We start from the raw sequence: 21,404 nt of genomic DNA, 5'->3' as shown, positions 1-21,404 counted from the left end.
AAATTATGCGACCTTCCGGAAAAGCCCTAGGTGTGGTGGGCTTCCTGAGCCTGGCCGCCGCCGCTGCCGCCAGCGTCGTCACGTCGTGGCGAGGGCGGCCCCCTGTACTGACCCAGCCCGTGCCGTGGCGCCCCCGTCTCGAACCGGGGAGCCCACGTCAGGTCGGTGTCGTGTACAACCCGGTGAAGTCGCTCGCACACTTCTCGTGCGATGCTCTGGCACACGCAACTCGTAAAATCGATTGGCCGGAACCGAAGTTCTACGAGACGACGACGGAAGATCCCGGCCGCGGTATGGCCGAACAGGCAGTGGCCGACGGCTGTGATCTCGTCATTGCTATGGGTGGGGACGGCACGGTCCGCCAGGTGGCTGGCGTCCTGGAGGGCACCACGACGGGGATGGGAATCGTCCCGCTGGGCACTGGCAATCTGCTCGCACGCAACCTGGAAATGAGCATCTCGGATCTGCATTCCTGCATCGATACGGCACTCCATGGCAGGCCCCGACGCATCGACATGATCGGTCTCCGAGCGACGCGGCAGGACGGGATCCATGAAGAGCTGTCGTACCTGGTCATGGGCGGGGCGGGCTTCGACGCCCAAATCATGACGGACACCAAGGACGATCTAAAGTCGAGATTGGGGTGGTTGGCCTACGTCGAGGCCGGTCTGCGCAATTTGGTTTCCGTCAGACGTCCGGTTGCCATCCAGATCGACGACGATGAACCGATCCGCAGGAGGATTCGTGCAGTACTCGTCGCCAATTGCGGGGAAATCACGGCCGGTCTTCATCTGGCCGCGGACTCCACGGCGGACGACGGTCTCCTCGAAGTCATCTTGCTGACCCCTCGCAACCTGGTCGGGTGGGTATCCTTGACCAGACAGGTCGTGACGCGGAAAAGAAACGGCCTTCCGGTCATCGAGCATCTTCACGGGAAGAAAGTCGTACTGGACTTCGGAGGCAGTCCGCAACCGGTAGAGGTCGATGGCGACCTGATCGGAACCTATGGTCGCCTGGTGGCCGAGGTCCGGCCGGCAGTCCTTGCCGTCAACACCTACCCGGAGAACATCACACCGTTCCGCAGTTTGGCGAACCTCAGGAAGACAAGCGCTCTGGGACAGTCCCGTTTGAACTGGCGGCGGTTCGTCAACCCGTCGGTGAGTTAGTCACTTTATTCTGGGCGAGACCGAACAGAAGACGCGGCTTCCGCCTCTTGCCTTCGGGCCGACAGCGCTTCGAGGAAAACATGCCTTTCCCAAAAGATGCCGGAGATGGTCATACCGAGGCCGACAACGAGGAGGGGGACGGAGGCAAGCATCATGATGGGCGAAGCAATCTTGGCTCCGCTGTCCGCGTCCGTATCCTGGCCCAGAGCGAGCGCCCAAATGCCGACCCCGTAAGCTCCCACGAAGATGCCCAGGACAAGCATGATGATGCCAGCCTGCAACCAACCGGTAACTCGCATGTGGTTTCCCCTTCTATTCTTCGACCTTAAGTGTTCAGTATCCACCGGAACGGGTCAAACGCCCACGGATTCCCTCGACAGCAACCCTGCGGGCGGCATCACGTCACCGCGGCACTTCAGAGGTTGTCCACCCACTTGTCTGCCCGGGAAAAAGCCTCGTCGGAATGATGCGAATCGAGAAGGGGTTCCTTCCGATCGGCGCGAGGATAGGAACCCAGAAACTTCACACCCGGTGATACCCGGTGCAGGCCACGCAGGGCGTTGCGCATTCTCAGGTTTTCCAAGTGACCTTCGGCATCGATGGAGAAGAAGTACGAGCCCAATGACTGCCCCGTCGGCCGTGACTCAATGCGTGAAAGATTCACCCCTCGCACCGCGAACTGTTCCAAAAGGTCCATCAGAGCGCCCGCGCGGTCCTCGGGGAGCGGGATGACCAGGGTGGTCTTGTCCGCCCCGGTGGGCTCAGGGGTCGGCAGACCGTCGTGGGCCGAGGTCACCAGAATGAATCGAGTGATCGCATTGGCGTTGTCACCAATATCTGTTGCGAGCAAGTTCAGTTCCGGATGCTGTTCGGCGACGATCGGGGAGCATACCGCCGCCTCATACCCTGGGTTGTCTTCATCGAGGAATGCGACCGCCGCCGCGGCCGTGGAGCTCGCGGGCACGTAATCCGCATTGGGCAGCGCTTCACCCATCCATTTCCGGACCTGTGCCCAAGCATGGGAATGCGTCGACACCACTCGGACCTCGTCGAGCGTCAGTCCTGGGGCACCGACGAGGATGAAACGGATGGGGACCAGCACCTCCCGAACGATGCGCAGGTCTTCCCCGTCCGCAATGGCATCAAGGGTTGCCGTGACACCGCCCTCTACGGAGTTTTCAATCGGAACCATCGCCGCATCGACCTTGCCCTCGCGGACCATGGCCAGGGCGGCCGGAACGGACGTGGCCGGTATGCGTTCGGCGGTGTCCGAACCAGGGACAGAAAGCAGTGCGGCCTCAGAGAACGTGCCCTCGGGGCCGAGATATGTGTACTTCATGTGTGAACGCCTGACTACCGAACCTGCGGTGTCTGGCCGTTCTCGGAGACCATGGGTTTCTCGGCGTCCTGCCATGCACCCATGCCACCGACCACGTTGAACGCATCGAATCCGTACTGATTAAGGTAGGCAGTCGCGCGCAGCGAACGGCCTCCGCTCCGACAGATGACGTAGACGTCCTCGTCCAGGGGAACCTCGCCATATCGTTCCGGAACTTGGTCCAGCGGAAGATGCTGAGCCCCTTGGATGTGTCCTTCTTCCCATTCATAGTCCTCGCGGACATCGAGGATCTTGGCGCCCTCGGGGATTTCCTCGACCTTCACGTTGGGAACGTTCTCGTCCATGGTTTCTCCTCACTCGAGGCGGCATCCGCCCGTATTCGCTTCTTCCTTATCTAACTTACCGTGCACGTCGGAAGGCTCACGAAGAAATCCACAACCGTCCCAGATCGCGGAAACGCGACCAGTTGTCCCAAGATTCGGGACGATATGCGGCATAAGCTTGCCAAGTTCATGACCACGGGTGTTATGTGTGGGATCAAGCTACATAAAATTTCAAAACAGAGGAATTGGTCATGGAGACAACACCTTGGATGGGACGCGACGAGGGTCCGGGAGCAATCCACACCCGTTGGCACCACATGGTGTACGCCGGGAAGGTGCAGAAGGAAGACGATCCCAAAGGTCTGGCGATCTTCGGTTTCGCCTCCCATGAGGGCACCGTACGCAACCAGGGGCGCCCGGGCGCGGCCAAAGGGCCATTCCACATTCGGCATGCGCTGGCTCAGCTGGCCTTTCATGGAGGACAAATCGTCCACGATCGCGGTGACGTCGCCGTGGACGGACACAACATGGAAGAAGCTCAGGCTGAGGCCGGGGAACAGCTCGGCCGCATCATCCCGGAGCACAGCCTGACAGTCGTCCTGGGCGGCGGACACGAGACCACCTATGCGGCATATCAGGGGCTTGTTGCGTCCGGATCTCTCGACGAGGTGAAAAAGTGGGGCGTCATGAGCCTCGATTCCCATTTCGCGATTCGCAATACCCCCCAGCCCACGGCGGTCACTGCGCTGCGCCAAATCATCACGGAGGAGAAGAAGTCCGAGCGCGAGTTCCACTACAGCGTTCTCGGAGTCAGCGAGGCGGATAACGTACGCGCGCAATTCGAGCACGCCCAGGATCTCAACGTCTCCTATCTGAAGGATGACCAGTGCGCGGAATGCCGCCTGCAGAACGTCCTCGATTTCGTCGACCAGCAGCTGGCAGACCTGGATGTGGTCTATCTCAGTGTTGATCTCGACGTTCTTCCCGGATACCAGGCGCCTGGAGTCAGCGCGCCGTCCGCCCTCGGCGTCCCGATGATCGTCGTCCAAGAAGTGGTCCAACGCGTCGCCGCGAGCGGCAAGATGGCCATGATGGACATCGTCGGTCTCAATCCTGAATACGATCTCGATGAACGCACCGCCCGCGCGGCCGCACGCCTGATCGACGGCTCGACCCGCGCTGCCTTCAATCGGCCCGCCGCAGACGCCGCCGATTCACCCGAGCAACGCGAATTCCTGGCTCAACGCCAGCGTGCGCTCCATGCCCAGGGCTTGTCCTAAGGAATCGAGATATCCGCTCGACGCCGGACGCGCATCAGCCGCAACCGGCGTCGGGCAGACGAGGACCGATCAGCTGCCCATGATTGTAGAGACGTAAGAACCAACCGAGTGTGGACGGCGAGGTGATAAGCCCGCCGTAGCCCCCGCTCAGCTTTTTCGGGATAGGTTTAAGTCATGGCTAACCGCGCAGGAACCCCCGCTCAACCACAAGACCTTGTCGATCTCAAGGAATTGACCGACGCCTACTACTCGGTGGTCCCGGACTCGGGAGACCCCGACCAGCGTGTCTCATTCGGCACGTCAGGCCATCGCGGAAGTTCTTTCAAAGCGTCGTTCAATGAGGCTCATATCGCAGCGATCACCCAGGCGATTGTCGAGTATCGAGCCGGTCAGGGCTACAAGGGTCCTCTCTACATGGGTCGTGACACCCATGCGCTGTCCGGTCCCGCCCAAGAGACTGCTTTGGAAGTTCTGGCAGGCAATGAGGTCCACGTCTTAGTGGATTCCAACGACGGCTACGTTCCCACTCCGTCCCTGTCCCACGCGATACTGACGCACAACGCCAAGCCTTCGGCGGAGCGTGCGGACGGCATCGTCATCACCCCGAGCCACAACCCACCCACAGACGGCGGTTTCAAATACAATCCACCGCACGGTGGGCCTGCGGATTCGGACGCGACCTCGTGGATTGCGGACCGCGCGAACGAGCTCCTCGAGAACGATCTCGCGGGCGTCAAGAGGCTGCCGCTGGCCCGGGCCAAAGCTGCGGACACGACCGGGCGCTTCGATTTCATGACCTCCTACGTCTCGGCACTGCCCGAGGTCATCGACCTCGAAGCGATCCGCGATTCGGGGTTGCGCATCGGTGCCGACCCCATGGGCTCGGCCGCCGTCGAGTACTGGATCACCATCTCGGAGCGATTCGGCCTCAACATGACCGTCGTGAATCCCGAGGTCGATCCCAGATGGTCGTTCATGACCTTGGATTGGGACGAGAAAATCCGCATGGACTGCTCGTCGCCCAATGCCATGGCTTCCCTGATTGCCTCGCGGGACAAGTACGACATAGCGACCGGCAACGACGCCGATTCTGACCGGCACGGAATCGTCACCCCGGATGAAGGGCTGATGAACCCCAATCACTACCTCGCGGTCGCCATCGACTATCTGTACAGCCACCGACCGGACTGGCCGGGGGCCGCAGGGGTCGGCAAGACCCTGGTTTCCTCATCCGTCATCGACAAGGTCGCCGCATCCCTGAACCGCCCCTTGGTCGAAGTTCCCGTGGGCTTCAAATTCTTCGTCGCAGGCCTCATGGACGGTTCTCTGGGCTTCGGCGGCGAGGAATCTGCCGGTGCTTCCTTCCTGAGAAAAGACGGCTCGGTCTGGACAACGGACAAGGACGGGATCATCCTGGCCCTGCTGGCGGCGGAGATGACGGCGGTTACCGGCAAGACCCCGTCTCAGCGTTACGCGGAGCTGACGGAGGATTTCGGTTCGCCCAGCTACGCGCGCATCGACGCGCCCGCGAACAGAGAGCAAAAGGCAAAGCTCAAGAAACTTTCCGCCGCGGACGTCACCGCAACCGAGCTCGCAGGAGAGGCCATCACTGCGACTTTGACCGAGGCACCTGGAAATGGAGAACCGATCGGCGGCCTGAAAGTCGTCACGGAAAACGCGTGGTTCGCTGCCCGCCCATCAGGAACCGAGGACGTCTACAAGATCTACGCGGAATCTTTCAAGGGAGACGAGCATTTGGCCGAGGTCCAAAAGGAAGCCAAGGCCCTGGTCGACGGAGCCCTCAGCTAAGGCGGAGACGGCCGGAAGATGGCCACACACCGCTTTGCTCTCGATCAGATCGGGAAAGCATATAGGCTTTCGCCAACACCGCGACCCATGGGTGAGGTCAAGGCCGTACTTTCCCGCCAATAATTCGTCGCGCGTTCCCATCCGAGCTGCCCCTTACCCCGTCCGCGAGCAGGTACCTTCTGCGGTGACTGCGGGGCGGGGCAGTCGGCAGGACCTGACCCGCGTCGATCATCCTCTTCAGGAGACGGTTGGCTGCGGACTGCGAGAGGCACAGAGCGTCCTGAATACGTTGACTCGTGATCGGTGCGCTTCGCCGGGCCATGAGTTCAATGAGCTGCTGCTCATGTGAATCGGCGTTGAGCGCTATCCGGGTGCGCCCCTGTGCTTCCGTGCGCAGCTGCGAGTGGGGTACGGAACTCGCGGAAGGAACCGGCGCCAAGCGCAGTATCACGGTCACGGAGGTTGGTGTCACGCGGAACTCCGGGGATGGCTTGCCAGCTTGTTCCATCGCAAACGCCATGCGGGCGATACCTGACCCACGATTTTCACAGACCGACGTCCCGGTTCGGGGCATCTCGACTTCTTCGAGCAATTTCGCCAGGGCCGCGTTACGCGACGACGATGTGAAAACACGCCCTAGCTCCTCGACTCGAATCCCGCCGTACAAGCCCCCGGGATTGCGGATTTCCAGACGATCCGAATAGAGCTCCATCTGGACCTGTATTCCGCGAGCATACGGGCTGTAATCCCGATGCATGAGGGCGTTGGTCATGGCTTCTCGGACGGCGACGTCGGGAAAGTCGTAAACATCCCTCCGGCCCGCCCCCGTGATGATCGCCGCTCGATTCGAATTTCGCCGCACAGCCTCTACCGAGGCGGTGATCAACGTCGGAATGGGCCCGTTGAACGACTGGTTGTCCGTGAAAGCGACGCCGCCCGCATCCACCTCCCCGAGCGATGTCCCCGGAACCGCCACGAACGTTACATTGAGCTGGGGAAAGAACTCTTGGGGATATACCCCAAGAGCCAAGAGGCCAGCGAGCGTCGGCCGGGCCCGACGTGTGGATTCGTGCGTGACGTTGAGCCTCTTGAGAGCAATCCGGGGTTCGACCCCACTGAAGGCGGCGGGGGTACGCTCGCAGGCTTTCTCGAGAAGGTTGTCGACGGCTTGGGCATTGAGCGTTTCTTGGTTCCCATTTTCCACGGCTTCCCGGTCGTAGCCGGGTTGCACGCGATTGTCGCGCAATTGCGTGACCTCGTACTCCGAGAGCTTGTGGTCGCCTTCGCCGATCCGTATATACGAGCCCCCGTACGCTCCTTTGCTGGCCACGAAACAGGGCTTGTCGAAGTACGGAAGCTCCTCGACATCGGCTCTGACGACTCTGGCGCCCTCGAATTCCTCAACCGAGAGCTCGACGGCTGGATGCGGCGTGAGCTTCGCCCTGACCGCATTGGACACCGCGTCGTGAACGCGTTGCGCGTCGAAGCCTTTGACGGGGCGGAACGTCTTGTCGGTGAGACCGAAGAGAATGGTTCCGCCGGTTCCGTTCGCGAACGAACTCATTGTCTCCACGGCAGACTTGGGAAAGCCATGGAGGCCGGATTTGACCTCGACCTCGGTCGATTCCGAGCCCGATGCCCTGAGTTCCTTGATGAGCTGTCTAGTGCTCTTCATAGTCATGATGCTAGTCACATAGTCGCTCATCGTCATCCAAAATCTTGATGACTATGAGGCAACGAAATGGCGGCGTACGGGCGCAGACGGCCCCTGATCGCCCCGACTCCGATCGGATCCAACACAGGCTCATACCAAAGCTAAGTATGCGCCGCTTCACACTTTGGGGTTAGAGTTGCGGACGGCATACTTAAAATCCTATCTACGAACGGTGCTATCCGATGTCTAGTCACGTCGCTGAAGGCACGGAGGTAGACCCTCGGAATCCGAGCGGCAAGACCTTCTTCGGCCACCCCCGAATGCTCGCCAATCTCTTCTCTGTTGAGATGTGGGAGCGTTTCTCCTTTTACGGGATGCAAGGCATCCTCGTTTACTACCTGTACTACTCGGCCGCCGATGGCGGCCTCGGCCTCGATCAGGCCGCAGCCACAGGGATCATCGGCGCATACGGCGGCATGGTTTACCTCATGGCCATTCTCGGCGGCTATTTGGGCGACCGGGTCTTCGGCCCCGAACGAACCCTGTTCTATTCCGCAATTGCCATTATGTTCGGGCACCTCGCACTGTCCCTGATCCCCAACTTCGCTGGTGTGATCATCGGCCTCGTGCTGATCGCTGTGGGCTCCGGCTGCCTCAAGACAAATGCGTCCGTCCTTGTTGCCTCCCTCTATGACACGAAGGACATGCGCCGCGAAGCAGGGTTCACGGTCTTCTACATGGGCGTCAATATCGGCGCTCTCGTGGGGCCCCTGTTCACCAATACCGGCTGGGGCATCCTCGGTTTCCACTTCGGGTTCCTGCTCGCCGCGATCGGCATGGCCCTGGGCCTTCTGCAGTACATGTTGACCCGCAAGAACCTCCCAGAAACGGTCCACCACGTCAACAATCCGGCGAACGGCCGTCAAAAGGGCATGTTCGTCGGCGGCCTCCTCGTCGCGGTTCTGATCATCCTGGTTCTGTGCCTCACGGGCCTCATCACACCAGGAAACATCTCCAACTGGGTCATCGGCATCACCTTGCTCGGGGCGATTGTTCTGGGCACGATCCTGATTCGCAGCAACAAGACCAGCGAGACCGAACATTCGAGGGTTCTGGCCTTCGTCCCGCTGTGGATCGGCAACGCGGTGTTCTGGGCCCTGTACCAGCAACAGTTCACGGTCATGGCCGTCTACTCGGACAGTCGTCTCGATTGGCACTTGTTCGGGTTGGAGTTCAAGCCGGGCATGTTCCAGTCGATCAACCCGGTCTTCATCATTCTTTTGGGAACAGTGTTCGCGACCATGTGGACCAAGCTCGGCAATCGCCAGCCCTCCACCGTCACCAAGTTCTCCTTGGGCATGATCGGCGTGGGAATCGCATTCCTGATCTTCCTGCTGCCGGCCGGACATCACATCGTGAGCCTGTGGTGGCTCGTGCTGATTCTGTTCGTCTGCACGGTTGCGGAGCTGACGCTTTCCCCCACCGGGACGTCAGCGACCACGCGCTTCGCCCCTGAGGCGCACAAGTCTCAGATGATGGCGTGGTACTGGACATCGGTCGCGATGGGTACCGCCCTTTCCGGCTGGCTCGCTCAGTTCTACTCGGAACAGGCGGAAGTGCCCTACTTCCTGACGATGGGCCTCATCAGCATCGTAGCCGGCGTGATTCTGTGGCTCGTCCGCAAACCGATCCTCAGGATGATGCGCGGCCTCAAGTAGGTTGCCCTCCGCTCACCAAAGGGTGGGACTCTCATTCGAGAGTCCCACCCTTTGCGCATTCCCGCCCGGTTCATCCGGAAGGGCTCAACAGCGCCTGCCTTCATCATTGCCTGGATACTCCACCCACGACCTCGCTCGTCGGGGCAGACGCCGGCTTCCGAGGCCTTCCGCCCGGCAACGTGATCGAGATGGCAAAAACGATCAGGGCCACCAGGGACAATCCTGCCCCTATCCATAATGCGGAGGCGTACCCCAACCCCAGAGAGATTCCGAGCCCGGAAAGCCAGGCGCCCATGGCATTGCCGATATTGAAAGCCGCAATGTTGGCTCCTGACGCGAGAGTGGGGGCGTCACCGGCATGGGAAAGAATTCGATTCTGCAGCCCTGGCACGATCGCGAAACCGAAGAGACCCATCAGCATCAGGAACAGCACCGCTGTGACCTTGAACTGTGCCGTCAGGGCAAAGAGGGACATAACGATCACCAGGGCAACGAGCACGGTCAGGATCGTCATGTGATTGTTGCGATCCGCCGCACGGCCCCCGTAGAGATTGCCGGCAAAGAGCCCCACCCCGAAAGCAACCAATAGCCACGGAACCCAGGTCGACGGGAATCCGGATACGCCGGTCAAAATGTATGAGATGTAGGTGAAGGCGCCGAACATCCCGCCGAATCCGAGAACCGTGACGAGAAGGGAAAGCAGAACCTGTATGCGCGTAAAGGCATACAGTTCTCGACGAATCCGGACGGATGCGGATTCATTGCGCTCTACCGAGTTTGCCTGAGGACTCATTGACTGCATGGCCGGAACGAGCGCCGCAATGGCAACGAATGCACCGATCCCGATCATCGTGATGACCCAAAATGTGGAACGCCACCCGAAGGCCTGCCCGATCAGGGTCCCTAACGGAACTCCGAGGACATTTGCTGTCGTCAACCCGCCGAACATGAGGGCTATTGCCCCGGACTGCTTGGATGGTGCAACCATAGATGCGGCGACCACGGAGCCGATACCGAAGAATGCACCGTGACAAAGGGCCGCCAGAATTCGACCGGTCAGCATCAGACTGTAGGTTCCGGCCAGGGCAGATATGAGATTGCCGGCAATGAACAGAATCAGCAGCCCCAGAAGAGCAACCTTCCGCGGCACCGCATTCAGGAGCAGAGTCAGCACGATCGCTCCCACAGCAACGGCAAGAGCGTAGCCGGAGATAAGGCCCCCAGCCTTTGCTTCGTTGACGCCGAAGGCCTGAGCGACCTCGGGCAGGAGACCAGCGATCACGAATTCGGTCAGGCCGATGCCAAACCCTCCGATCGCCAACGCCAGGAGGCCTAAGGGGATATTTTTCATGGAATACCTCAAGTCGGGAGCAACGAATATCGCGTTGAGTTGTACGAGCGTTTATAACGCGTATGCAAACAACGGCGTATGCAAAACTAGTTGCAGGCGCCCGATATTGCAACCTCTTGGTATCATGATTTCATGTCCATCAGTAACGATGCCCTCGAAATCCGTGCCCAAGGATGGCTCCGACTCGCGGCGCTTCACCATCTGATCGAGGGTGAGTTGGAGAAGGACCTCGACTCCAAGCACCAGCTGTCGGTGGTCGAGTACAACGTCCTGGAAGCCTTGAGCCGCCAAGACGGATGGCATATGCGCATGTCCCAGCTCAGGCGCGCCGCAGCCCTGTCTCCCAGCGCGACCACACGGCTCGTCAACCGCCTCCAAGACCGCGGACTTCTGACCCGGATCTTGTGCGAAGACGACCGACGCGGCATCTACACCGAACTCACGCCGAGCGGCAGAAAAACCCTCAACGAGGCCAAGCCCACGCACGATGCCGCACTGGAACGCGCCGCCCAAAAGGCCCGCGAAACCCCCGAACTGACGGAACTTGCCGAGGAGATCCTCGGCTAGGCCTATTTCATTTCGCCGAGGCACGGAGCGCGGACAGCCGCTCCTACCCTTACGACTACGTAGAATTGATGAAGCCCGGCGTCGCCAGATGCCTTCGCAAGGGCCCGCAAGTCGACAATCGAACCTCATCCAGGAGTCAGCGTGAGCTCTGCACCCCCATCCGACTCGACTACCCAGAAAATGGGGCTCAGATGGACGCTTCACGGCGACGGAAGACATGTCGCTCCAGGTCAGGTGGTGGCACCGCAGGAACGTCTTGTTTGGGGACGCACCATCAGCATCGGCGCCCAGCACGTCGTCGCGATGTTTGGCGCCACTTTTCTGGTGCCGTTGCTCACCGGTTTTCCGCCGGCAACCACGCTGTTCTTCTCCGGGATCGGCACAATACTGTTCCTGCTCCTCACGGCTGGTCGGGTGCCCTCATACTTGGGCTCGTCCTTTGCGTTCATCGCGCCGATCGGAGCAGCCATGAACCAATACGGCCCTGGCGGCGCGCTCGGCGGCGTCGTCATGTCTGGATTGACCCTCTTTGTCATTGGGCTCATCGTCCAAATCGCGGGCACCGGATGGCTGCAGACCTTGATGCCGCCACTCGTGACGGGATCGATCGTCGCATTGATCGGCTTCAACCTCGCGCCGTCTGCCAAAGAGAATTTCATGAAGGCACCCGTGACCGCCTTGGTGACGCTCGGATCGATCATTCTAATCTCGGTGCTTTTCCGAGGAATCCTTGGTCGCCTGTCGATTCTGCTGGGCGTGCTCATCGGATACATCACGGCAATAGTTCGCGGTGAAGTCGACTTCAGTTCTATTCAGAAGGCTTGGGATTCCGAGGGCCTGTTCGGGCTGCCGCAGTTTCATGCTCCGGAGTTCCATCTGGCCCTCGCTGGCCTATTTGTTCCCGTGGTCCTCGTTCTGGTCGCGGAGAACATCGGCCACGTCAAGTCCGTGGCTTTGATGACCGGAACCAATCTGGACCACTACGCCGGTCGCGCAATCATGGCCGACGGATTGGCAACGACCATCGCGGGCACGGGCGGAGGATCCGGCACCACAACCTATGCCGAAAATATCGGCGTCATGGCCGCCACCAAGGTCTATTCCACCGCAGCCTACTGGGTCGCCGCCATATGTGCCCTGCTGCTCTCCGTGATGCCGGTCTTCGGCGCGGCGGTAGCCACCGTGCCGGAAGGCGTACTCGGGGGCGCAGCGACGGTCTTGTACGGAATGATCGGCATGCTCGGCGTACGCATTTGGGTCCAGAACCGCGTGGATTTTTCCAATCAGGTCAACCTCACGACTGCGGCCGTAGCCCTGATCGTGGGTATTGCGGACTACACGTGGGACATCTTCGGATTGCAGTTCGCGGGAATCGCCCTCGGCACAGGAACCACGCTAGTGGTGTATCACCTCATGGCTTTCATCGCCCGACGTCGCCGGTCTGTCGGAAGCGACCCGTTGGATCCGGACGCTGCAGAAAACCCCTCGCCGCTGGGCTAGTTGTTGGTCAGGAGCACACCCGGAAGTGGATACGGTCCCTTGACAGGGTTCTAATTCCCCGAAGCGAGGGAGCGTCGCGCGATCCGGCGTGCTTCGCCTACTCCCCCAGCACGTGCTTTCGCTGCTCCTCGAAGAACTCGCGATCGGCCGGTTCGGGGCGATCCATACCGTTCATAAGTCGGTGCCACAGCGGGTAGTACGCGGGCAGTTGCGACGCCTCGGTGATACGGTCACGCGCTTCATCCGGCAGCGTCAACTCGGCCGCGTCGAGGTCCTCGGTGAATTGGCCGAAATCGCGTGCCGCAATCGCGACGCCGTCAATCCCCGGGCGGCCCATGATCCAGGCGATGACCACCTGGGGCAAGCTCCATCCCAAGTCGCCAGCGATGTCGTCGAAGAGTTCGATGAGGTCGTATGCACGTTCCCAGTCAGTGACGTGAGGTTCCGGCCAGCCGGCGCCCTGCCTCGTGTCCGACGGGGTTTCCTGTCCGCGGCGAACCTTACCGTTCAAGAGACCCTCGCCCAGAGGCGACCAACCCCACGTACCTACCCCTAGGTCGCGAGCGGCCGGGAGAATCTCGTATTCGATCTCCCGCGCTTCAGGCGTGTAATAGACCTGCTGCTCAATCGGCGGGTTCAGCCCCAAGGCCCTGGCTTCATAGACGGTCTTGGTCAGCTGCCACGCGTTGTAATTGGAGACGCCCCAGTACCTTATTTTGCCGGCACGAATCAGTTCGTTGGCGGTCTCGATGGTCTCCCGTATCGGGGTCTGCCCGTCCCACTGGTGCATGTACAGCAAATCCAGATGGTCGGTCCCGAGCCTCGTCAGACTGTCCTCGACGGCCCGAGTCAGATGGTAGCGGCTCGCGCCGGAATCGTTGGGGCCCTCGCCCATCGGGGTGCGGGCCTTGGACGTCAGGATGATGTCGTCGCGCTTCTTGCCCAGGGCCCGTCCCAGAATTTTCTCCGAATCACCGCCATTGTAAATATTCGCGGTATCGAGGAAATTGACGCCACGACCCAACGCTTCGTCCAGCTGCTTCTTGGCTTCTTCGACGCCCAAACCGGAGATCTTCTCGAATCCTCCACCCTGGCCGTAGGGAATGGTTCCAAGTGCCACGCGGGACACGTACAGGCCGGAATTGCCGAGACGAGTGTATTCCATGGCGTTACTCCTTCACGAGGCGTACATCAGAGCCATAGTGTGCACGTGCTCGGAGGAAAAGCGACAGTTTGCAACGGTCGGCGAACAAAGGAGATCTCGACGACGAGGCCGCCCGCACCCGGAAAGATCCCTTGTCGATCATTCAGCTGCCGCGGGGCAGCCCAGCCGGAACACAAGCTCCCGGCGTCAGATACCAGCCACAACGTCCATCGCCACGTCGGCTCGATTCGTGACGATCCCGTCAACCCCAAGGGTCACGAGCCTTTTCATCTCCTCCGGATCATCGATGGTCCAAACGTCCACACGCAGGCCGCAAGCGTGCGCGGCCTCGACAAATCGCGGTTCCGCGACCGGAATCCTGAAAGGGCCGATCTTCTGGGAGACCGGGATCTGCACAACCTCGAACCGGGCGACCCACGGGCTTATCGCTCTGCGCACCCAAGGCCAGAATTTCGCACATACCTTGAGCGGCATAAGGGCACTGACCAGCCGAAACACTGCGATTCCGGTATAACCTGCGCTCGAGGGGACGCCATCTGGGACGTGGCGCAGTGCCCTGCGGCGTCGCGATTCGGAGAAGGATGCGATCAGCACCCGATCCCATGCAGCCGTCCGGCTGACGACCTGGGGCAGGGCGAGCACGGAGGCTTCGTCCTTGATGTCGACATTGAATCGTAGCTCTGGAAATCTCTCAAGGGCCGAGGCCATAGTCGGAATATGTTCCCCCGCGCGCAACCGGATCTTCGCGAGATCCTCTGAGTCCATCGCCGTGACGTAATCACCGATCCCAGCGACTCGCTCGAGGTCCGGATCGTGAATAGCCATGACGACACCATCCGACGTGGTGTTGACGTCCGTTTCGATCCATTGGATCCCCAAGTCGGCGGCGGCGCGAAAAGCGCTCAAGGAATTTTCATCCGTATCCAACGCCAAGCCGCGATGAGCAAGGATCCTGACCGGTACTCCCCGCAGACGGTCAACCACGTTCGAGCAGCTCCTCGATGACCTGGGCGACACCGTCTTCTTCGAAGGCAGGGCAGGTTCGCCCGACCGTTTGGATCACTTCCGGCCACCCGGAGGCCATCGCGTAGCCCCGGCCGGCCCATTGAAGCATGGTTGTGTCATTGGGCATGTCACCGAATGCGACGACTTCGTCCGCGGCGATCCCCTCGGCCGCGCACCATCGGGCCAGCGTACGGCCCTTCGACAGCCCGGCCTGCCCGATTTCCGCGAGAGGCATATTCGCGACTGCGTGGGTTACGGATACCTGATTCTGGGCCTTGTCCTGGACCGTTTCATATAGTGTCCGCGGATCCATGGATTCGTCACGGACCAGGAATTTGATGATCTGAGAGTCCGCGGTCAACAGCTCGTCCAGAGGCCCGATGGTGCGCTGCCCGGTTTCGAGGAGATTCGTTTGCGGCCACCCCGGCTCGGACACAACCCCTGCCAAAGTCTCGACCGAGTAATGAGCACCTGGCAGCGTCTCGCGCAATGTGGCGTGAAGACCCAGAATCATTTCTGTCGGAACCGTTTCGGCATGCAGGACTTGCCCCTGGGAGACGTCGTAAATCACCGCACCATTGGAACAGATAGCCACCGATTCATATTCGAGCTGCTCTCGAACCGGCTCGATCCAGCGGTGCGGCCGCCCGGTGACGTAGACGATTTCGACACCCGCGGACCGGGCCGCACGCAACGCTTCAAGGGTGCGATCACGGAATCTGAAGTCGGGCCCGAGAACGGTCCCGTCCAGGTCCGTTGCGATCAGTTTGATCACTCGGTGACCTCGTACGTGCCGGTCAAGAACGCCCGACCGATGCCGTGGAAGAAGAGATTGAAATTGACCACGGCGGGGCTCGCGCTCTCGTCGATGTCCAGTTGCTCCGTATCCACAGCAGTCACGCAGAAAATGTAGCGGTGGGCGCCGTGTCCTGGAGGCGGTGCCGCACCCGTGAATTCGCGATTCCCGCCGTCGTTGAGATGTTTGATGGCTCCCTCGATCTCCTCCGAAGCCCAGCCGGTCTTCAACTCGGTCACGTTCGCGGGGATGTTGGACACACACAAGTGCCAGAAACCTGAAGGAGTGGGAGCGTCCGGATCGAAACAGGTCACCACGTAGCTCTTGGTACCTTCCGGGGCTCCCGACCAGGCAAGATGCGGGGCGATGTCCTTTCCGCCCTCAATGCCCATCGCGCCGGAGGCTTGAGCGAGGCCCAAGGGTTGGTTGTCGGTAACGTCGGTCGAGGTCAGATTGAATCCTGGCAGCTGCGGCAGAGCAGCGTACGGTTCACGATCCAGCATTTTCGTTCTCCTTCTCTCGCTTCTCGTACTCTTCCAAATCCTTGCGGGTGGGCAAATCCGCACCTTCTCGCGAGACGGTGATCGCGGCCGCACGGGCCGCACTGTTCAGCACGCAGCGCAAGTCATCCGCGCCAAGCTCGTCGAGTTTCGCACGGGTTCCTTTGCCGGATATTCCGCGGTCGATCAAGGCAGACAGCAAAGCCGCCATGAGGGAATCTCCTGCACCCACGGTGTCCGCGACCTCCACGCGAGGCGGAACCACCCGGACTCCCTCCGGACCGGAAGCACGGGTGATACCCCACGGGCCCCACTCGCCTCGCGTCACCACGACGAGCCCGACTCCGGCCTCGAGCCACGCCCGCGCGGTGGCTTCCACGGTTCGATTGGGGTACAGCCACAACAGGTCCTCGTCCGAGGCCTTCACGACGTCCGCGTTGGCGACCACGGACTCGGCCCAGCTTCTGGCTTGGGCGGAGTCAGGAATGATCGTGGGACGGCAGTTGGGGTCGTAGGAGATCAGGGCGTGCGGCGCTGCCAGCCGTACAGCGTCCAGGACCGTTGAAGCACCGGGTTCGAGCATGGCCCCGATTGAGCCGACATGCAAAAGGTCGGTTTCCGCCAGGAGATCTTCGATGCGGTCCCGAGCCGCTTCGAGGTTCCACTCCAGCTGGAAATCATACGAGACCGAACCTTCTTCGCCGAGGCTGGATTCCGCGACCGAGGTCGGCGCGTCGTCTGGTTCGACAGGCAGTTCGACACCGGAGTTCCGAAGGTGTTCGTCGATGACGTTGCCATGTTCGTCCCGGCCATACCTGCCGATGAATCGGGTGCGATGGTCGAGCCGGGACAGACCGACGGCGACATTGAGCGGACTGCCTCCAGGGTGGGTCCTGGGGGCGGCACCTTCTTTCTTCACGATGTCTACGAGGGCCTCGCCGATCACAGTTAACATGGGCCCAGTCTACCGAGACCCGGCACCAAACAACCATGACCGACGTCGAGTGCGGATATGTCGATGCGCCAGTGTGTCCGGCACCACGTTGCTTTCCGGTCCCAAACCCCACATTTCGCAAAAATCGATCCCCCTGATCATCTACGCTAGAGAATGCTCAGCACATGCATGCGTTCAAACATCACGCCCGGGTCAGTGAAGCTCCGGAGCGAGAAAGTGAAGGTCAAACAGTGACCAGCCCTGTCACCCCCACCGAGTGGTCCCGCCGCGAAGAACTTGCCGAAGCCATGATTCCGCTGATTGGGCGGTTGCATCGCGAAAACCGCGTGGTCGTCAATATTCATGGCCGTAGCCTGCTCAACCAATCCGTCACGGACATCATCAAAGCCCACCGTTGGGCTCGTCAGATCGATACGGTCGAGTTGAGCCTTGAAGAGACGTTCCCCCTCGTGGAGGCTCTGAGCAAACTCGAGCTCGGCCCCGCGTCGGTCGACTTGGCCCGGCTCAATAAACTCCACAAGACCCAAGGGAACGACACTGACGTGGACGGTTGGCTCCGTGAGCAACTGTCCGACGTCGTCGGTCGGCACGGTCAGGAAGAGCACCACGGTCAGGACATCGTGCTCTACGGCTTCGGGCGAATCGGGCGTCTGCTGGCTCGTATTCTCATCGAAAGAGGCCTGGGCTCGGGCTTGAACCTCCGCGCCGTGGTGGTCCGGAAGAACGGAGAGCAGGACCTCTTCAAGAGAGCCTCGCTCCTGCGCCGCGATTCGGTTCACGGTGCTTTCCGCGGGACCATTCAGGTAGATCCGGACACCAACGTCGTGACCGCCAACGGCGTTCCCATCCAGTTCATCTACTCTTCGGACCCGGCCACCGTGGACTACACGGAATACGGAATCGAGGATGCGCTCGTCATCGACAACACCGGTCGCTGGCGCGACGAAGAGGGGCTGTCTCAGCACCTCAAGTCCAAGGGGGCCGCGAAGGTCTTGTTGACGGCTCCCGGCAAGGGAAGTCTGAAGAACGTGGTCTGCGGCGTCAACGATGACATCATCTCCGCCGATGACAAGATCATTTCCGCCGCATCCTGCACCACCAACGCGATCACGCCCGTCCTCAAGGTTCTGGACGACGAGTACGGCGTTTCGCACGGTCATGTAGAGACGGTTCACTCCTTCACCAATGACCAGAACCTCATCGACAACTTCCACAAGGGCGATCGACGTGGCCGCTCGGCTGCGCTAAACATGGTTCTGACAGAGACCGGTGCGGCGAAAGCCGTTGCCAAGGCTCTTCCCCAGTTGCAGGGAAAGCTGACCGGCAACGCGATTCGGGTCCCCACCCCGGATGTTTCGATGGCGATCCTGAACCTTCAGCTCGAGAAGGCACCGGAGTCCAAGAGCTCCCTCAACGCATATCTGCGCGATATGTCCTTGAACTCGACGCTCCGCAAGCAGATCGACTACACCGATTCGCACGAAGTCGTCTCGACAGACTTCGTGGGATCACGCCGAGCCGGAATCGTGGATGGCTTGGCCACCATTGTTTCCGGCAATTCCGTGGTCGTGTACGTGTGGTATGACAACGAGTTCGGCTACTCGTGCCAGGTGATTCGCGTGGTGGAGGAAATGGCCGGGGCTCATCCGGCGAGCTTCCCCAAGGACTGACCGGCACACCTAGCTATGACGCCGTGGGGCCCCTCCTGATTTTGAGGGGATCCCCACGGCGTTCGCTTGTAGACGCTTCGCGCAGGCTTACTCGACCCGGTAGAAGCTCTCGAGCGCCTGGCCGAGGGCGGCGAGGTCGCCAACGTGGCACATTTCCCGGGCGGAGTGCATCGAAAGCAGTCCCAGACCGACGTCGATGGTCCGAATTCCCAGACGGGTGGCCGTGATCGGTCCGATGGTCGATCCACAGGGCACATCGTTGTTGGACACGAACTCCTGGTACTCAACGCCTGCGTCCGCACATGCTCGGGCCCAGATCGCGGCGCCGACGGCATCCGTTGCGTAACGCTGGTTCGCGTTGATTTTGAGGAGCGGTCCGGCTCCCGGTTGCGGCTGGTTGTTCGGATCGTGATGCCCGGGATAGTTGGGATGAACGAGATGTCCGGCATCCGAGGAAAGGCACACGGAATTCGCGAGAGCGCAACGATAGTCTTCAGCACCGCCACCCTGACTTCCGGAGATTCGAACCAAGATGTCTTCCAAGATGGGCCCGGCCGCCCCGGAGCGGGAGGTCGAGCCTATTTCCTCGTGGTCGAAGGCGGCCAGCACCAAAGTCTTGTTCCCGCCGACCTCGCCAGCGGAAGCACGGGTCAGGGCTTCGACGCCCGCATGGACCGAGGAGATGTTGTCGAGACGTCCTGACGCGAGAAATTCGCCATTCGCCCCGAAGACCCGAGGAGGCTGCGTGTCTGCGAGGACGATGTCATAACCCAGAATCGTCTCCGGGTCGATGGCCTCACCGTCGACGGCGTGGGAGGCCACATAGGCGAGCACATCGCCGGGCGCCTCCCCCGCGCCCCAAATGGGTTGGACGTGGGTCTGCCGATCCAGCTTGAGACCGTCATTGGCCCCCCGATCGAGATGAATCGCCAATTGCGGGATTCGGGCAACGGGACCGGTGGTCACGAGCCTCTCGTTGATCAGGCCCTCGTCCCGCGTGGTGAGGCGCCCGGCGAGACACAGTTCGCGATCGAGCCACGAGTTCAGCAAGGCACCGCCGTAGACCTCGACACCGATCTGATGCCATCCGAAACGGTCGATCGAGGATTTGGGTTTGAGCTTGAACGAGGGCGAATCCGTGTGCGCTCCCACGATGCGAAATCCGCTGCTCGACGTCGCAGCTTCCGGTGTGTACCAGGCGATGAGCGCGCCGTCCCGAATGATGTAGCGTCCGCCAGAGGCCGGGGTGAAGTCCGCGGTTTCTGCCTGCTCTTGGAATCCTGCCGCGTCCAGACGACGGGCAGCCTCTCGAACCGCATGATATGACGAGGGCGACGCCGCAACGAATGCCGCGAGATCTTCGGCATTTGCGGCGGGATCGAAAGTGGTCAGCGAGTTGCTGTGTTCGGTCATACTGTCCTCCTGGGGATCATTGGTGTCGAGGCGTCGGCATTTCCTGCACCGGCATTGTGCAGTGCCCAGCCTGGCCATGCCGGCCAGCTCGTGCCGGGGTCACGGCCAGTGGTGAGGTGGCGACGGCGCGATACCCAGAGCACGAGAACCGCGTAGAGTCCGTCCACCACAAGAGTCACGACGGCGTCCATCGGCCCTGGGTCGACCGCACCGAAAGGGTCTGCGAAACCGAAAAGTCCCAGCAGAACCGTGGTCATATTGTTGCTGACGTGCAGACCGATAGAGGCCTCCAAACCGCCCGTGGCGATGCACAGGATTCCGGCGATCACGGCCAGGATTCCGACGCTGAGAAGACCCCAGAGCCCGTATCCGTGGCTGAGAACGAAGAATGGCGCAGGCAGGATCACGGCCCAGATCGGATGTTTGAGCCAACGCCCCACCGCCTGCATGAGAAATCCTCGGAACGCCAATTCCTCGGCAGCACATTGCAGCGGGACCACAAGCAGGATGATGGCCAGAATCCACCAGCCCGTGGCCGGGTCGAAACTTGGGGAAACCGGTCCCGCGCCGGATGCCGCCGAGATCCAGACGCTCAGTCCTTGGAAAACGACAAAGAGAGCAATACCAAGTCCCAAACACGTCGCCAACCACTTCCATCGCAGTTTTCCAGCAACCGAGAACAGGAGCCCCAGCGGTTTGGGACCCATGATGAGCCTCGCCAAAAGGACGCAGGGCGCCATGACTGCAATGCTGAGAAACATGAACAGGAAAAGCACCGGGTGGGAAAACATCCCCTCCGGGTAACCGTTCGGGCCCAATGTGAGCGGTTCAGAACCGGTCACAAAAGGCATCAGGAACATAGGTATGGAAATCACTATCGCGAGGATGAAATAAAGAGGGCCCGATATGCAGAACTCGACCAGTGGTTTCCACCACCTGTGAAAAGGATCGGCTCGCCAGAGCCGGTGATACGGCAATGGCGAAAGAGGCACATCATTGAGACGCGGCGCGCCCGCGGCCCTGTATGCGTGAGCAGCCTCGAGGCTCCCGGCTGCGTCGGCCGACCGAGCATCAAGCCCTGCGGGATAGGGCCTCGAGCCCCGCGGCCGGCCATTCGGCACATCAGGTATCTCCGGGTTCGTCGAGGATCGCGAGGTGGATGCGGGTTCTTCCATGTTCTCTACCCTATGCGG

At 60.9% G+C, this 21,404-nt stretch carries 19 protein-coding genes; 7 read left to right on the top strand and 12 right to left on the bottom strand.

Going from position 1 to position 21,404, the window contains the following annotated elements; all coding sequences use genetic code 11:
• Positions 1-5: 5 nt before the first annotated feature.
• On the top strand, positions 6-1,166 hold the full coding sequence (locus sake_RS01715; RefSeq protein WP_129358563.1) for a diacylglycerol kinase family protein: 1,161 nt from the start codon (positions 6-8) through the stop codon (positions 1,164-1,166).
• Between the two features lie 5 nt (positions 1,167-1,171).
• Here sake_RS01715 and sake_RS01710 read toward each other — a convergent pair whose 3' ends face one another.
• The 3 genes from sake_RS01710 to sake_RS01700 all read right to left on the bottom strand — a co-directional run bounded on the left by sake_RS01710 (position 1,172) and on the right by sake_RS01700 (position 2,849).
• A complete protein-coding gene (locus tag sake_RS01710; protein ID WP_129358562.1) occupies positions 1,172-1,465 on the bottom strand; it encodes a hypothetical protein in 294 nt (97 codons plus the stop codon).
• Between the two features lie 116 nt (positions 1,466-1,581).
• Positions 1,582-2,505: a prephenate dehydratase gene (gene pheA / locus sake_RS01705; RefSeq protein WP_129358561.1), complete on the bottom strand. Its 924-nt coding sequence runs from the start codon at positions 2,503-2,505 to the stop codon at positions 1,582-1,584.
• A 14-nt stretch (positions 2,506-2,519) separates the two neighbouring features.
• The gene (locus tag sake_RS01700; RefSeq protein WP_129358560.1) at positions 2,520-2,849 is read right to left on the bottom strand and encodes a rhodanese-like domain-containing protein; all 330 of its coding nucleotides are present in this window, start codon (positions 2,847-2,849) and stop codon (positions 2,520-2,522) included.
• Between the two features lie 230 nt (positions 2,850-3,079).
• Here sake_RS01700 and hutG point away from each other — a divergent pair, with 230 nt between their 5' ends.
• Together hutG and pgm are read left to right on the top strand one after the other, a co-directional pair.
• Positions 3,080-4,108 carry a formimidoylglutamase gene (gene hutG, locus sake_RS01695; protein WP_129358559.1) on the top strand — a complete coding sequence of 343 codons (1,029 nt, stop codon included), beginning with the start codon at positions 3,080-3,082 and terminating at the stop codon, positions 4,106-4,108.
• A gap of 174 nt (positions 4,109-4,282) precedes the next feature.
• The gene (pgm, locus tag sake_RS01690) at positions 4,283-5,917 is read left to right on the top strand and encodes a phosphoglucomutase (alpha-D-glucose-1,6-bisphosphate-dependent) (RefSeq protein WP_129358558.1); all 1,635 of its coding nucleotides are present in this window, start codon (positions 4,283-4,285) and stop codon (positions 5,915-5,917) included.
• A gap of 97 nt (positions 5,918-6,014) precedes the next feature.
• On the opposite strand, the gene sake_RS01685 is transcribed toward pgm, so the two are convergent.
• A complete protein-coding gene (locus tag sake_RS01685) occupies positions 6,015-7,592 on the bottom strand; it encodes an ATP-binding protein (protein WP_165000928.1) in 1,578 nt (525 codons plus the stop codon).
• 221 nt (positions 7,593-7,813) lie between these two features.
• On the opposite strand from sake_RS01685, the gene sake_RS01680 reads away from it, so the two are divergent.
• Positions 7,814-9,289 (top strand): peptide MFS transporter, encoded by a 1,476-nt coding sequence (locus sake_RS01680; RefSeq protein WP_129358555.1) that lies wholly within the window; start codon positions 7,814-7,816, stop codon positions 9,287-9,289.
• A 103-nt stretch (positions 9,290-9,392) separates the two neighbouring features.
• On the opposite strand, the gene sake_RS01675 is transcribed toward sake_RS01680, so the two are convergent.
• Positions 9,393-10,631: an MFS transporter gene (locus sake_RS01675; RefSeq protein WP_129359398.1), complete on the bottom strand. Its 1,239-nt coding sequence runs from the start codon at positions 10,629-10,631 to the stop codon at positions 9,393-9,395.
• 141 nt (positions 10,632-10,772) lie between these two features.
• Between sake_RS01675 and sake_RS01670 the strand changes: the two genes are divergently transcribed.
• Both sake_RS01670 and sake_RS01665 read left to right on the top strand, forming a co-directional pair.
• Positions 10,773-11,207, top strand: a complete 435-nt coding sequence (locus sake_RS01670; RefSeq protein WP_129358554.1) for a MarR family winged helix-turn-helix transcriptional regulator — start codon at positions 10,773-10,775, stop codon at positions 11,205-11,207.
• Positions 11,208-11,387: 180 nt separating this feature from the next.
• The gene (locus sake_RS01665) at positions 11,388-12,707 is read left to right on the top strand and encodes a uracil-xanthine permease family protein (protein ID WP_129359397.1); all 1,320 of its coding nucleotides are present in this window, start codon (positions 11,388-11,390) and stop codon (positions 12,705-12,707) included.
• A gap of 97 nt (positions 12,708-12,804) precedes the next feature.
• Here the strand turns inward: sake_RS01665 and sake_RS01660 are convergent, their stop codons facing one another.
• The 5 genes from sake_RS01660 to sake_RS01640 form a co-directional block, all read right to left on the bottom strand.
• Complete coding sequence (locus sake_RS01660; RefSeq protein WP_129358553.1) at positions 12,805-13,872, bottom strand: aldo/keto reductase; 1,068 nt, start codon at positions 13,870-13,872, stop codon at positions 12,805-12,807.
• Positions 13,873-14,058: 186 nt separating this feature from the next.
• Positions 14,059-14,856, bottom strand: coding sequence for a glycerophosphodiester phosphodiesterase family protein (locus sake_RS01655; protein ID WP_178945325.1), 798 nt, complete (start codon positions 14,854-14,856; stop codon positions 14,059-14,061).
• A complete protein-coding gene (locus sake_RS01650) occupies positions 14,849-15,652 on the bottom strand; it encodes an HAD family hydrolase (RefSeq protein ID WP_129358551.1) in 804 nt (267 codons plus the stop codon). Before sake_RS01650 ends, sake_RS01655 begins: the two co-directional genes overlap by 8 nt.
• Positions 15,649-16,176, bottom strand: coding sequence for a YbhB/YbcL family Raf kinase inhibitor-like protein (locus sake_RS01645; RefSeq protein ID WP_129358550.1), 528 nt, complete (start codon positions 16,174-16,176; stop codon positions 15,649-15,651). The genes sake_RS01650 and sake_RS01645 overlap by 4 nt, the downstream gene beginning before the upstream one ends.
• On the bottom strand, positions 16,163-17,128 hold the full coding sequence (locus tag sake_RS01640; RefSeq protein ID WP_129358549.1) for a carbohydrate kinase: 966 nt from the start codon (positions 17,126-17,128) through the stop codon (positions 16,163-16,165). Before sake_RS01640 ends, sake_RS01645 begins: the two co-directional genes overlap by 14 nt.
• Before the next feature lie 230 nt (positions 17,129-17,358).
• On the opposite strand from sake_RS01640, the gene sake_RS01635 reads away from it, so the two are divergent.
• Positions 17,359-18,798 (top strand): glyceraldehyde-3-phosphate dehydrogenase, encoded by a 1,440-nt coding sequence (locus tag sake_RS01635; protein ID WP_256394848.1) that lies wholly within the window; start codon positions 17,359-17,361, stop codon positions 18,796-18,798.
• An 87-nt stretch (positions 18,799-18,885) separates the two neighbouring features.
• Here sake_RS01635 and sake_RS01630 read toward each other — a convergent pair whose 3' ends face one another.
• Together sake_RS01630 and sake_RS01625 are read right to left on the bottom strand one after the other, a co-directional pair.
• Positions 18,886-20,211, bottom strand: coding sequence for a M18 family aminopeptidase (locus sake_RS01630; RefSeq protein ID WP_178945323.1), 1,326 nt, complete (start codon positions 20,209-20,211; stop codon positions 18,886-18,888).
• Complete coding sequence (locus sake_RS01625) at positions 20,208-21,386, bottom strand: CPBP family intramembrane glutamic endopeptidase (RefSeq protein ID WP_178945322.1); 1,179 nt, start codon at positions 21,384-21,386, stop codon at positions 20,208-20,210. The genes sake_RS01630 and sake_RS01625 overlap by 4 nt, the downstream gene beginning before the upstream one ends.
• Positions 21,387-21,404: the final 18 nt, after the last annotated feature.

The organism is Kocuria sp. TGY1127_2, assembly GCF_013394385.1.
Taxonomy (GTDB): Bacteria; Actinomycetota; Actinomycetes; order Actinomycetales; family Micrococcaceae; genus Rothia.
The sequence above is the reverse complement of the archived record's forward strand: the minus strand, read 5'-3'. Positions and strand labels throughout refer to the sequence as shown.

Coding starts and splice junctions, on each gene's coding strand:
- sake_RS01715 (WP_129358563.1), top strand. CDS start 6: ATGCGACCTTCCGGAAAAGCCCTAGGTGTGGTGGGCTTCCTGAGCCTG.
- sake_RS01710 (WP_129358562.1), bottom strand. CDS start 1,465: ATGCGAGTTACCGGTTGGTTGCAGGCTGGCATCATCATGCTTGTCCTG.
- pheA (WP_129358561.1), bottom strand. CDS start 2,505: ATGAAGTACACATATCTCGGCCCCGAGGGCACGTTCTCTGAGGCCGCA.
- sake_RS01700 (WP_129358560.1), bottom strand. CDS start 2,849: ATGGACGAGAACGTTCCCAACGTGAAGGTCGAGGAAATCCCCGAGGGC.
- hutG (WP_129358559.1), top strand. CDS start 3,080: ATGGAGACAACACCTTGGATGGGACGCGACGAGGGTCCGGGAGCAATC.
- pgm (WP_129358558.1), top strand. CDS start 4,283: ATGGCTAACCGCGCAGGAACCCCCGCTCAACCACAAGACCTTGTCGAT.
- sake_RS01685 (WP_165000928.1), bottom strand. CDS start 7,592: ATGAAGAGCACTAGACAGCTCATCAAGGAACTCAGGGCATCGGGCTCG.
- sake_RS01680 (WP_129358555.1), top strand. CDS start 7,814: ATGTCTAGTCACGTCGCTGAAGGCACGGAGGTAGACCCTCGGAATCCG.
- sake_RS01670 (WP_129358554.1), top strand. CDS start 10,773: ATGTCCATCAGTAACGATGCCCTCGAAATCCGTGCCCAAGGATGGCTC.
- sake_RS01665 (WP_129359397.1), top strand. CDS start 11,388: ATGGGGCTCAGATGGACGCTTCACGGCGACGGAAGACATGTCGCTCCA.
- sake_RS01660 (WP_129358553.1), bottom strand. CDS start 13,872: ATGGAATACACTCGTCTCGGCAATTCCGGCCTGTACGTGTCCCGCGTG.
- sake_RS01645 (WP_129358550.1), bottom strand. CDS start 16,176: ATGCTGGATCGTGAACCGTACGCTGCTCTGCCGCAGCTGCCAGGATTC.
- sake_RS01640 (WP_129358549.1), bottom strand. CDS start 17,128: ATGTTAACTGTGATCGGCGAGGCCCTCGTAGACATCGTGAAGAAAGAA.
- sake_RS01630 (WP_178945323.1), bottom strand. CDS start 20,211: ATGACCGAACACAGCAACTCGCTGACCACTTTCGATCCCGCCGCAAAT.
- sake_RS01625 (WP_178945322.1), bottom strand. CDS start 21,386: ATGGAAGAACCCGCATCCACCTCGCGATCCTCGACGAACCCGGAGATA.